The organism is Rhizobium sophoriradicis (assembly GCF_025200795.1).
Taxonomy (GTDB): Bacteria; Pseudomonadota; Alphaproteobacteria; order Rhizobiales; family Rhizobiaceae; genus Rhizobium; species Rhizobium sophoriradicis.
Genome location: NZ_CP104156.1, coordinates 26,401 through 38,525 on the forward strand (window position 1 = coordinate 26,401; position 12,125 = coordinate 38,525).

A 12,125-nucleotide genomic window follows, 5' to 3' on the forward strand; every position below is an offset into this window, starting at 1 on the left:
GCATTTTCGGGTGTCGAGAGATGGAATCTATAGGCCGCGTTTCATCTCATCGGCCATGATGCGGTCGATTATTTCGGGATCGCACTGTGTGTCGATGAGGAACTCGCGGATACCGCCGTCCCACGTCCTGATGTCGGCGAGTAGGCTTTGAAGTTCTTCGATGCCATTCTCGGTCAGACCCTTCGTGCCGTCTTCACTGCCATCGCCGACGTAAACCAGTTCGCCTTCGGAGATGTTGTCCGAGTTTGCGGTCACTTCTTCGATCAGTTCGAGGTTTTCGCCGATCATGCCGGCGACTTGGCTGAGTGTGTAGATGAACCTCGAGCGCGCCATCAGGCGGCCTCGCATCGAGCTTTTGCCGGCGTCCAGTTCCAAGGCAGGAGGTCTTCAATTCGGTCTTCGGGGTGATCCTGGATCCGGGTCAGGACATCCGTCAGATAGACCTCTGGATTATGGCCTTGCAGTTTGACCGTCTCGATGATGGTGAGGATGTTGGCGATGCGCTCGCCGCCCTTGTCCGAGCCGGCAAACAGCCAGTTCTTCCTTCCAATTCCAAGCGGACGCATGGCTCGTTCAGCGATGTTGTTGTCGATTTCGACACGGCCATCGTCGATGTAGACGCTTAAGGCTGCCCATCGCGACAGGGCATATCGCATCGCCTCGGCCAGCCTCTGCTTCTGAGGCAAAGTCGAGAGTGTCGCCTCGATCCAGGCCTTGAGTTCGTCCAGAACAGGCCGAGCATGGTGTTGGCGCAGGGTGCGCCGCTCGTCAGCCGACATGCCTCGGATACGGTTCTCGATATCGTAGAGAGCGCCGATGCGTGACAGCGCTTCCTCAGCGATCGGAGACGGCTTGAGCTTTATCACATCATGGAACTTGCGGCGCACATGCGCCATGCAGGCGGCTTCAATGATCTGGTTGCCATAGAGCTTCTTGTAACCCCCGTAGCCGTCGGCATGCATGACGCCGCTGAAGCTTGCCAGGTGATCAGCCGGATGTGCGCCCCTGCGGTCGGGGCTGTAGTAATAGGCAATGGCTGCGGGAGTGGCGGATTGATAGCCACTGCCGTCAAAGATGTAGACCCAGACCCTGCCGGTTTTTGTCTTGCCCCGCCCGGGGTCGAGAACATCGACCGGGGTATCGTCCGTATGTATTCGGTCGAGTGCGGCGATATGGGCCCTGATTAACAGGACAAGTGGTGTCAGCAATGCAGATACCCGGCCGACCCAGTCGGCCATTACGGATCGGGAGATGTCTATCCCCAACCGGTCGTACATCTCTGACAGGCGGTAAAGGGGAATGTGATCGTCGAATTTGGCGATCATGATGTGGGCGAGCAGCCCCGGCCCGGGTTTGCCGCGCTCGATCGGCAAGGTCGGCATCTCGCCAGCCACTGTCGTATCGCATTCCCTGCAGATCATGCGCTTCTCGACATGCCGGACAATCTTGACCGACGCCGGCACGTGCTCCAGCACCTGGACCACTCTGTCGGCCGCCTTCAGGAACGAAGTGCCACCGCAGGTCGGGCAATTGCAGGGAGCTGCATAGACCAGTTCTTCGGTGGTGAGATCATCGGGTAGAGGCTTGCGCTTCGGCTTCTCGGATGCGTCGTCCAACTCCGGCAGAGGCGGTTTCCCGGAGCGCTGTTCAGCCTCGGCCCGGGAGGCCTCGATCTCCTCCAACATCAGCTCGAATTGCTCGATCTTCCTGTCGATCTTTTCCGAAGACGCGCCATGTTGCCGATGTCGGAGAAGCTCCAGTTGCGCGCGAAGAAGCCCGATTATGGAGTCTCGCTTGATGACCTCGGCTTCCTGGCTCTCAAGTTTTGCCGCCTGTTCCGCGACGAGTGCGCGCAAAGTATTGAGCTCGTCCTGACTGTCCAGCGGCGCTGTTTCCATATCCGCGAAACTAGCCGATTTGCCTCTGACGCACCAGCGTTAAGCTTCCCATGCCCCTGCAAAATATAGCTTTTATCCCGTTCGGCCGGGAGCGGAAGTCCACGCCGGGCGTCGCCAATCGATCCCCTCAACGAGCATCGAAAGCTGCGCCTGCGTCAGGTGCGCTACACCCTCTTTCGCCGTCGGCCAGGGAAAGTATCCGCGCTCCAAAATCTTGTAGAACAGACAGAACCCCTGGCCATCCCACCAAAGAAGCTTGATCCGGTCCGCGCGTTTTCCGCGAAAGCCGAAGATTGCGCCCGAGCCCGGTGCCTCCCTCACGACCGTCTCGACCAGCGCGGACAGACCATCAATGCCACGCCGCATATCGGTCACTCCGCAGGCCAGATAGACCCTCACATTCCCCGATGGGCCGATCATACCGCCTCCACGCAAGCGACGAGCGGGCCAAGCAGCTTCAACTCAACGTCAACCGCAACCTTCAAGCTCCGACCGTTTCGAAGCAAGATCTCAACGATCGTCGGCCTTGTTGATGCGGTAGACGGCTGGCTTACGCCAACCTCCTCCGTGATTTCCACCGGGAGGAACACCGTCGGCCGATCGGCATAGTTGAATGATTGCCGCCACAAGCGGATCTGGCCCGGATGAATGTCGTGCCGGCGCGCCACATCGCCAATGCGAGCACCGGGCTCATCAGCTTCCGCAAGTATCCTCAGCTTCGCCTCGTCCGACCAACGCCGTCTGCGCTCGGTACCGGACATGATCTCTATGCGAGCCATGAAACCTCTTCGTTCTGGTATTAATGTCAGCACTAATGCTGGTTCTAATGCCAGAACATCGCCTGATTTGGCCGATCAGCAAAAACAGCTCACCGTACGCTCACGGCTCCAACATCAAGTCCCTGGCAGCAGACTTGGACAGTTTCACCGAACCGCGGATGCGGTCCGCCTTGGGGACGCTTGATTGGGGTCGCCCGAGCTTGTAGATTTCCTCAGGAATAACCACGAACCAGAAATTCGGAGGTGCCTCCAAGCGATCGGCGGCCGCCACCAGTGGGTCGACATACAGATCCACGGTGCTTTTGATCGCCTCGTTCCTGTTCTCCAGGCGAAGAGCCCGCGAGACAGCCGCGGGGTCGATGCTATCGATGATGTGCCGTGGCTTGTCTGGCCAAGCACTGGCGAAGGCGGCACCATAACCCGGAAACGGCACATGCTGCGGGTCGTCATTGGCGGCGTCTATGACATTGCCGACCGAGCCCATCCACTGCCGGAAGCGAGCGACTCCCGCGGGAGTGCCGATCACGCCGAAATTGATGGGTGCTCGCCCTCCGTCGCCTGGACCGAACAGAAATAGTCCGTCCCGTGGATAGACCATGCGCTGGCCGTAGCGAAACTCGAGCATCGGCTCGAGAACATGAATTGCTCTCAACCTGTCACTCCTCATCTCCGGGTATATCGAAGTCATTCTCGTCATCGAACCCGGCTTCGTCGTCCGAGCTTGCGAGAATGTCGCCCGTTTCCTCGTCCTCGTGCTCCTCGGCAGCGGTGGCCTCCGCCTCCAGCCCGAAAGATACGTCGAACTGGACCGGAGGTACTTCGAGCGCCATGAAAGCATCGCCGCCCATGTCGATGGACAACTCGGTCGCGTCACCGACGAGCCATCCCAGGTAAGCGAGCATCAGATCCCGCCACCGATCATTGCGCCAAGATTTGCACATGGTTCGCCGCATCGTGTGCATGCGCTTGGCGTCACCGACCGTAGACCGACCATCCACCGTAAAGATCACGTGGCCGGAGAGGCGAAAGTGACGGAATGGGGCGGTAGCTGGCCATGCGCTGACTCCATAATGCCAGAACACGTTGCGCGCCTTGGACTGCCCGACGAGTTGCCGGCGCCCGGATAGGCCGTCTTTCCAGGAAAAGGCTTTCTGCTCCACGCCGGCCGCATTCTTGTCAGGCCACCACATGTACCGGCCACTCGCCATTTCCGTGGCCTGTAATCCGGCCTGTCCCAGCCGGCGATCGAAACCTTGTCTCATGAGATCGACGACATGGCGTCGCGCATCATTGGCGTCGATACGATAGCCAGGAGCGCCCCTCGTAAGAAACTCTTCCGTTTCGACTATCCCGGCGATGCTCATCGGGAGACTGTCGCCGAAGTGTTCATGCAGTGCCGGTGGGGAGGCGAAGGTAAGAAAACCGCGCCCCAAGGGCACCACCGGCAATGGGCAGCTCTTTATGGCGCGGTCCTTCGCACCGATCGAGATCCCGCCGGCAAAGTCATAAATCCGCAGGTCCCGCGGCAAGGCTTTCACACGTAGCCAGTTCGATATAAGCTTTTCGCCCGTTTCTACCACGCTCTGTCCGTCCCGCAGGGAGATCTCGCGCCAGATTCGAGAGCGCTCTGAAGCGCCTCGACGGGGTATACCCGCGCCTTCCAAGGTTTCGATCAAGTCACGCAAGCCTTGGGCCCAGCCACCCATGAAGTCGACGCGCTGGGCATGGACCATCTGGAATGAGGACTCGTATTCGGCCGTTCGCAAAGGAATGACGAAGCTGTCATCCTTGATACCCTTACCGGTCGTCAGGGCGATACTGATTTCGTTTCGTACGCCTTGCTTGGCTATACTGACCGGGTTCGAAACGACTAGAACTTTGCCGGCTCGGTGGCGGATCGCGTCTTCAAGGACCACTTCCCAGTTATCTCCGCCTTTTAGGCGGAAGATATCAGCCCAAACGTCATAGCCCATGGCGTCAAGCCGATTGCCCAGCCAGAGCGTAAACGCGTTGTCCTCCGGTGTTGCATGACTAATGAAGATGCTCTCTCGGACAGCATCCGAAGCCACACTAGAATTTGCGATTACAGAATCAGCATTTGTCACTGACACGTCCCCGATTCTGTCAGAACTGAGTGAGAACATATAGAGAAACAATGATGCTGGCAGTCAAGGCCGGGACCGGTGCTGCACAGGGGCAAAGTATTGGCCAGCAACAAAACAATTGGTCATCCGCATTTAGTTAGCAAAAAACCGTAGGAATTTGATGGCTGCATTCTGGTCGCCGACATCAAAAATCCGACAGGCCGCCACCTCGGCCTCATCGAGCCGATGTCGGCGATTGGGGAATCTGAACCGGAAGGCCCTTCTAACAACGGGGTCGCTGGTTCTGATCCCTTCAAGACCTTCATTTGACGATGAAACGGTTTATCCGCTGATGTTGCGTGCAACTAATCTCCTGAATAGCGTAAACCGCGCATCCTTCGACTTCGGCCGTAGAAGTTGGCTAAGGTTACCAATCTTCCGAGCCCCCCAACATCAGCCCTGCTTCGGTGATGAACGGGCAGGGCCGATTACGCCTGTCGGAGAAATCGGATGCGACAAGCAAAACTTTTTTTGCACGAGTGATGCCCACATAGAACAGTCGCCGCGCTTCATCGTACTGCTCTTGGGTGGTGCTCGAAAAATGAGGAAGGTGGCCGTAGTTCATGCTGATCAATGCGACCGCATCGAATTCGCGACCCTTAGAGTTGTGCATCGTAATCAACTTGAGAGCTTTTTCCGGGTTGGCAAACAGCCCCATGTCAGAAATAGCGAGGTTTTCAAGGTCCACGCGATTTGCCCGCATGTCCCGAACCATCTCATCCGCTGACGCTTCAAGGAGCGCTGTCGGCGGGGCCGGGACCCAGCCGTCAGTATACAGCTGCTCCGCGATTTCAGCCGCGATTTGATAAAGCCAAGCCTTTCCACCAGGATGAGCCGTCGCGCAAGCTCGTGCGCGATAGATCAATGCCAGTGCGGTCCGACGTCCCGCATAGCTGAAGACGTCAAACCGCGTCGCGCCCGTGATGTCGCCTATAAGCCTGAAGAGCGCTTTCTCAACGCCTGGAAGGCCGAGAAAATGCTCCGACTCGGCACAGGCCCCAAGTTGTTCGGCCAAGCCGGCGAGCAGGCGTCGTCGTCTATATGGCCTCGCACCCGGCCCGAAAACAGGGATATCAAACTCCCTTAACGCACGCGCTACGGGTATGAGGTGCGTCCACCACGGCGCGAGAACGGCCGCGTTTCCGAGCTCGATACCTTCGTCCTGCAGCATAGGCAGAAAATGCTCGGTGATTGCGTTGAGGGGTTGGGAGACATGAACGTAGGTAACCTTGGCATCAAAATCCTTCGCTTTTCCTTCCGAATGCATGCGAGGATTGGTCGCGATCAAGGTGTGCGCTGTATTGACGACGCCGGGCGCGGACCGAAAATTTGCAGTCAGCGAATAGTCTAGCTCGGCGCCAATCTCGGTCGCAAATTCTTGCGCCAAATCGGGGCGGGCACCGGCAAAGCTCATGATTGACTGGTTGTGGTCGCCGACCATAAAGAATTTCGTGGTCAGGTGGCGGTGCAGCTCGCGAAAAATCGCCAGCTGAACGTCGGTAGTGTCTTGAAACTCGTCGACCAAGAGCCATTCAAAGCGTGCCGCGATTCCTCTGGCAACAAATGGATGTTCGCGCAGAATACGGAGCGAGTAAAAAAGGATCATCGCGAAATCAAGAAAGCCGCGCGCGCGGACGAATTCCCAGTACAAAATGGCGGAATCGCGCGTCACGATACCATGCTCAAAACCGTCACCTGCCGGCTCGCCATGGACGTCGACTCGCAGAGATTCGTAATCGTCGAAGGTTCTTGCCATGGTGGCGCGACCGAAGTGGTCCTCTACCGCCTCTACGATTTGCTCGAAATCCGCGATTTCCCGTGTCAAAACCTTGAAAGTTGGCGGCAACTCAGCAACGAGCCAGCTGTAAGGCCTCAGAATGTGTTGAAGGCAGAACGAGTGGATCGTTGAAACATCGCACTTTTCAGTGCTCGTGTTCGTTCCGTAGACCCGCAGGCGCGATTCAATCTCATCCACGGCCGCATTTGTGTAGGTTATGCAACCGATAAATCGGGGGGATTTCTCGACGGTATCGGCAAGCCCAAGAAGCTTTGCGAGGATCACGCGGGTCTTGCCGCTGCCGGGGCAGGCGGCAAGCAGCAGGTGTTTTTCCACCTCGACGGCCGACTGCTGCTCCTCGGTCAGCGAGATCATTCTGAGAGCCATTCAAACGCTTGTTGGATGTATTCAGGGAGCTCGTTCGCATGATCGGCAAAACGTGCGGCGACCTGAGCGTAGCGCGCCTTGCCAAATCTCTTGGCGGTGTTCAGCACGGCTCCCCCGAGTTCCACCCGGAGCTTGACTTCATCATCGAGCTGCAGAGATCCCGAACATAGTTTGGCATAGCCGGAGGACAAGGCCTCATGAATTTTCGGTGCACCCAATGCCTCTGCGGCCGCGATGTGCATTGGCAAAAGGCCCTTGGTTGTAAGCTCGCGTTCGAAGGTCGTTGCTCCAAGAAAGACTTGAACAAAATCGTTCTCGAGCGCCATCAGGTCGGGGGCAGAGTCGTCCGGGTTGAAATCAAGCGCGGTAGCATCTGATGGAATGAGATCTGCGTCCGCCACGATCGCGCATTTCTTTTCCAAGGAGCCGTGCGCGAAAAGTTTGGCATAGACGTCGAAGTGAACACCGTGGATCGGAGTCAATGAAATGCCGACACGCTCCAGCTTTACCTTGTGCACACTTTCGATGAGAGCGGGTATCAAGAATAGCTCGGCGGCCCCTTCGACCAGCATGACCTTCCTCGCGTAGAGAAGGCTGCTTTTCGTCGAGTCTAGATAGCGCTCTAGGTCGGAAATTTCGCCGGACGTCAATTTCGCATTCAAGGCGAGATTGCCAGCCGCGATGCTGGCATCGCCTCGTTTTGTGAGCGATACGATTGTCTTGAGGGGAACCTGCGACGTCACATGGGTGCTGTGGCTCGTGAGAACCGTCTGAACGCCGATCGAGTTTAGTGCAGAGATGAGAGAATATTGAAGCTGGGGATGCAGGTGAGCCTCGGGTTCCTCGATAAGGATGAGCTGTCCTGAAGAGTTTCCGCCGGCAATGCGCCGTTTGAGATATTCGATGAGGATCGAGATATAAAGGATGTTGTTCATCCCCAAGCCGTTACGGCCTGGTTCGAACTCCTGGAGAGACGTATCCGACAGGATAAGTTTGAGATTGCGCAGGATGGCCCGAAACGTGGCCGCCGAGAGCCCTAGCTTTGCACCCATCTCGAAAGCTGGACCCGAGACGTCTTTGAAGCGCGAATCGATCGCCTGAGCTACATCGGAAATGGTTTTCGATTTCGCGATCAGATTGTTTGCTTCATCCAGGATCTGGATCAGCTCCTCCTGCTCTTCCTTTGGAATCTCGAAGGACTCGATCAGCTTGATCAATGGCGATTGACGTGGATTGCGCAAATCGCCCTCGACGTCTCGAAGGGCCGGCAGATGGATAACAAGGAACGACTGAAGATCGGCAAATCGCACTGCTTCCCCAACGCCATCTTCGTTCCACTCGAGGTCGAGGAGATCGATCGCCGGGTTTCCTCCTCCGCGGATCTCCCAGGCGTAATCGTCCAGCGTCAAGCTACCGGATTGGATAGCACCGCTCGCGAGTTGCTCGCGAACCCCAGGCTTGGGTCGGAATCGGTAAAAGATCCTCGCGCGGTCGGTGCCCGTCTTCCACGTGCTGACTAGATGTGAGCTTTCGGGAGGTTGTCCATTCAAAGCGGATTTAGGAGACTGGAGCTATCACACCTCGAGTCGGAAGGATCGCCGCGAATGAACATTCATAAGAATGCCCGACTGACGCCGTTGCGCCGGGAACAAATGGCGCTTGCTGTTATCGAAGGGCATCTGACCCAGGCTCAGGCAGCACAGGCCTATGGCGTCGCGGCCAAGATCGTCGCCCGTTGGGTCGAGCGTTTCAAGGCCGGTGGTCGAGAGGCGATGCTCGATCGTTCCTCCCGACCTCATGCCATGCCCCGGCAGACCAGTCAGGCGCTGGCGGAGCGCATCATCACGCTTCGCCGCCAGCGCCTGACTGGCAAGCACATCGCGATCGAAACCGGTGTATCTGCAGCGACGGTGAGCCGGGTTCTCAAGCGCGCAGGCCACTCCCGCCTCAAGGATATCGAGCCGGCCGAGCCTGTGCGTCGTTATGAACGCCAGGCTCCCGGCGAGATGATTCATATCGACATCAAGAAGCTCGGCCGGTTTCATGAGGTCGGCCACCGCATCACCGGCGATCGCACTCGCCAGAGTTCGCGCAGAGGCAAGAGTTGGGGCGCCGGTTGGGAATGCGTTCATGTGGCCATCGACGATGCCTCTCGCATCGCTTTCTCACAGATATTGCCGGACGAGACGAAAGAAAGCGCCGTGGCCTTCTTGAAGGCGGCATTGGCCTATTATGCCAGCCTCGGGATCGCGGTCGAGCGCGTCATGACCGACAATGGTCCCTGCTACACATCAAAGCCATTCGGCCAAGCTTGTCGCGACAACGGCCTCAAGCACGTTCGCACCAGACCATATACGCCTAAAACCAACGGAAAGGCCGAACGCTTCATCCAGACCGCCCTCAGAGAGTGGGCCTACGCCGTCGCCTATCCCAACTCGGACATGCGCGCCGCCGAACTGCCACGATGGCTTCATCGCTACAATTGGCACAGGCCTCACGGAAGTCTAAACTCAAAACCACCAATCACTAGGCTCGCTCTTACCCAGGACAACCTGTTGAGGCTCCACAACTAGAGCCTCTTCATTCACAATTCCCTCGAAACCTGTCAATTCGACCCCAATTAGGACCTGTGTGGGTATCGAGATATCCACATTGGCGTTGATGTCTTCTCGGAGAAGCGAGCGCAAAGTCGACGGAAGCGAAATATCAAGGCAGATCTGAATGGCCCGCAGAATTGCGGTTTTTCCGGTATTGTTCTCACCTATGATACAGCAGAGATCGTTTTCGACATTGACGTCAAGGCGTTGAAACGTCCGAAAATTCTTAATAACGATCCTTGCTACGCGCACGAGAAGTCCTGTTCCGCCGACTCAGTCCAGCAATTGATTTACCCGCGAAAAGTGTACACCGAGAAGAGCTGGTGCGCGATGCCGCTTTGCTGTAAAACGAAGCTCACATAGTGGCGCTGTTCCAGCGAGCGCGTCACACAATCCCGACGCTTTAAGCTGGTTTACAGCCCGAACCGTTTTCGCATTTCCCCCGCCTTCGCCCACTCGTCGCCGGGCATCCGGTCGATCAGTTCCTTCATTACCCTAGAAAACGCGGCCTTAAGCGTTTCTTCGGTCAGAACCTTGGCGAGATCTGTCGGAAGCAGCGGGCCCATGTCAGTGAAGAAGCCCGGATTGACGAGTTTCTGGAACATGCGCTGCTGCGCCTCGGCTCTGGAAATCGCTACCTCTCCTTTCTCAAGGTAGAGCAGAAAACACTCGACGATCCTGGCCGAGTTCAGCCCCTCGAACACTCTGAGCGCGTAGTCAAGGTCGAACAGATCGCGGCCCTTGTTGCGTTGAAGCAAGGCACGCAGCTTGGTCGCCAGCATTTCTTCCCGAGAGAAGGTCGGGATTGCAGCCGTTCCGGTGAACCACGGATTTTTGACGCCAAACGGAATCTCGATGGGTGGATCGTAAGCTTCACGCTCGCGTGTGTTGATTTCGATCTTGAGTTTTATCGGACCGGGAGAAGCCTTGTCTTCTGCTTCGACAGCGTATTTAAGTTTGGGCGCAACCGGGCTTTGATCGAAACGCGGCTTGCCTAGCCACGAATCGAGAACGTCCTGCAGATGCTCCAGTAACGGTCGGATAGGGCCGGCAGTCGTCCTCACAAGGTCGATGTCTTCCGAATAGCGCAGCGGCTTGGGGAAGTGCAGCTTGTTGAGCGCAGTGCCGCCGCGGAAGCGCAGTTCGTCACGCAGGAACGGATCGGAGAAGATGGCGACAATCGCGCGGCTGATTATGAGATCCTGCTCGACTTGCCGTTGACTTGCCCACGGCACCACACCATTCCAGGCGGTGATGTAGTCCTGCGGTATCATTCGTCGATCTCCGGCGGTCGGCGAACGATCACACGCCAGTGCTCATCGCGTTCGGATGGCGGCGGCGACAGATCTGGATCTCCGGCCTGCTTGGGGTCGAGTTCGACCCATGGCAACGGCCCACGCGGAGATAGCGCTGCAAACATCGCTTCCGCTATCTGCGAGTGCCCCAGCCTCCCAAGTAGATGCCCGAGGCGTTGTGCGACCGCTTTCTCGAGAGCACGCGACAGGGAGGCAAGCTTTTTGGGTTGCAACTGTCCGGCAAGTTCGGAAAGCACCGTAGCAATATTGTCCAGACCAGCCCCGGAATGCGGATAGCGTACCAGGTCGAACGCCGTCAGTTCCGGCGAGGATAACTTCATATATCCCGAAGGCGTCTTGCGGTCTTCGATTCCTGCCGATACCGCTCCCATATCCTTGCGGTATGAAAACACGATCCGCGTTCGCCCAGCCTCAATATCGGGCAGGAGTTTGTTCGTGACGACCTGAAATTCCATGGAGGCCTGGTGGGAGGCGCCATAGGCGGCCGCGGCCGTCAGCAACCCCACATAGTAGGGCCGTTTTTCGTGGCGCATCAGGGCGTCGATATACCACTCCGGCGGCGGCGCTCCCATGACTGCGTGCTGAGGCGGCACAACCACATAAAAGCCGCGCCGGGGTCGGATAAGCTGGCCGCGCCGCTGCAAACGCTCGGCGGCGTCAAGGAATGCGCCCCGGCTGATGCCGATCTCCTGCTGGGCTTCATCCGCAGAAAAAACTCCCCGGCCCGCAGCAAGTAGCCCAGAAGCGTAGGAAGACAGTGTGGGTCGTTCGATTTGTATCATATCTCATTATCCGCTTTTAGCGCGGAAAACTCAATATGATGCCGCAACTGAATCATTCTCGGAAATCCGCCCTTATTGCGGAAAATGCAATATGACTCACTAGCGTAGTTGCCACCAATGCCAGCCGCGGGGTAGATGACCGCCGCCATTTTCTCGAATTTTCTCACCATTCAGATGCTCAGTTAGGCCAGAAGTAGCCATTCTAATAGGCCTGCCAACCGTGGCGATTAATCAGTCTTGAACAAGCAAACCAATCAGTCCGTGCTTGGCTCTCGATCGGCAATCCTGAAACGCGAGTTATTGTCCCGCTTATAAAAATTAGCACAAATAAATGCTGCTGGAACGACAGGGTCGGCGGTCCGAATCCGTTCAAGGCGGCCGTCTTGGAACTGCTGAGCCGTCGATTAGACTCCCGTCCAGGCGTGAGAGCTCACCGCTGCGATAG

12 protein-coding genes are annotated in these 12,125 nt (G+C 57.2%); 1 reads left to right on the forward strand and 11 read right to left on the reverse strand.

Annotation, left to right across the window (positions count from 1 at the left end; translation table 11 throughout):
* Window positions 1–27 precede the first annotated feature (27 nt).
* The 8 genes from N2597_RS30905 to N2597_RS30940 form a co-directional block, all read right to left on the reverse strand.
* Complete coding sequence (locus N2597_RS30905; RefSeq protein WP_009996984.1) at window positions 28–333, reverse strand: hypothetical protein; 306 nt, start codon at window positions 331–333, stop codon at window positions 28–30.
* A complete protein-coding gene (locus N2597_RS30910) occupies window positions 333–1,898 on the reverse strand; it encodes an IS66-like element ISRel19 family transposase (RefSeq protein WP_009996985.1) in 1,566 nt (521 codons plus the stop codon). The genes N2597_RS30905 and N2597_RS30910 overlap by 1 nt, the downstream gene beginning before the upstream one ends.
* Before the next feature lie 72 nt (window positions 1,899–1,970).
* Complete coding sequence (gene tnpB, locus N2597_RS30915; protein ID WP_009996986.1) at window positions 1,971–2,318, reverse strand: IS66 family insertion sequence element accessory protein TnpB; 348 nt, start codon at window positions 2,316–2,318, stop codon at window positions 1,971–1,973.
* Window positions 2,315–2,677, reverse strand: a complete 363-nt coding sequence (gene tnpA, locus N2597_RS30920; RefSeq protein ID WP_009996987.1) for an IS66-like element accessory protein TnpA — start codon at window positions 2,675–2,677, stop codon at window positions 2,315–2,317. The genes tnpB and tnpA overlap by 4 nt, the downstream gene beginning before the upstream one ends.
* Window positions 2,678–2,777: 100 nt before the next feature.
* Window positions 2,778–3,329 carry an argonaute/piwi family protein gene (locus N2597_RS30925; RefSeq protein WP_225881508.1) on the reverse strand — a complete coding sequence of 184 codons (552 nt, stop codon included), beginning with the start codon at window positions 3,327–3,329 and terminating at the stop codon, window positions 2,778–2,780.
* 4 nt (window positions 3,330–3,333) lie between these two features.
* On the reverse strand, window positions 3,334–4,788 hold the full coding sequence (locus N2597_RS30930) for a toll/interleukin-1 receptor domain-containing protein (RefSeq protein ID WP_406549926.1): 1,455 nt from the start codon (window positions 4,786–4,788) through the stop codon (window positions 3,334–3,336).
* Between the two features lie 400 nt (window positions 4,789–5,188).
* Window positions 5,189–6,973: an ATP-dependent helicase gene (locus N2597_RS30935; protein ID WP_012489405.1), complete on the reverse strand. Its 1,785-nt coding sequence runs from the start codon at window positions 6,971–6,973 to the stop codon at window positions 5,189–5,191.
* Window positions 6,970–8,394: an ATP-dependent nuclease gene (locus tag N2597_RS30940; RefSeq protein ID WP_225881507.1), complete on the reverse strand. Its 1,425-nt coding sequence runs from the start codon at window positions 8,392–8,394 to the stop codon at window positions 6,970–6,972. Before N2597_RS30940 ends, N2597_RS30935 begins: the two co-directional genes overlap by 4 nt.
* Before the next feature lie 195 nt (window positions 8,395–8,589).
* On the opposite strand from N2597_RS30940, the gene N2597_RS30945 reads away from it, so the two are divergent.
* Window positions 8,590–9,558: an IS481-like element ISRel2 family transposase gene (locus N2597_RS30945; protein ID WP_341356216.1), complete on the forward strand. Its 969-nt coding sequence runs from the start codon at window positions 8,590–8,592 to the stop codon at window positions 9,556–9,558.
* Here the strand turns inward: N2597_RS30945 and N2597_RS30950 are convergent.
* The 3 genes from N2597_RS30950 to N2597_RS30960 all read right to left on the reverse strand — a co-directional run bounded on the left by N2597_RS30950 (window position 9,496) and on the right by N2597_RS30960 (window position 11,680).
* Complete coding sequence (locus N2597_RS30950) at window positions 9,496–9,834, reverse strand: AAA family ATPase (RefSeq protein WP_341356282.1); 339 nt, start codon at window positions 9,832–9,834, stop codon at window positions 9,496–9,498. The genes N2597_RS30945 and N2597_RS30950 overlap by 63 nt on opposite strands.
* Before the next feature lie 161 nt (window positions 9,835–9,995).
* On the reverse strand, window positions 9,996–10,856 hold the full coding sequence (locus N2597_RS30955; RefSeq protein ID WP_012489407.1) for a nucleotidyl transferase AbiEii/AbiGii toxin family protein: 861 nt from the start codon (window positions 10,854–10,856) through the stop codon (window positions 9,996–9,998).
* Complete coding sequence (locus tag N2597_RS30960) at window positions 10,853–11,680, reverse strand: type IV toxin-antitoxin system AbiEi family antitoxin (RefSeq protein ID WP_012489408.1); 828 nt, start codon at window positions 11,678–11,680, stop codon at window positions 10,853–10,855. Before N2597_RS30960 ends, N2597_RS30955 begins: the two co-directional genes overlap by 4 nt.
* Between the last annotated feature and the right edge of the window lie 445 nt (window positions 11,681–12,125).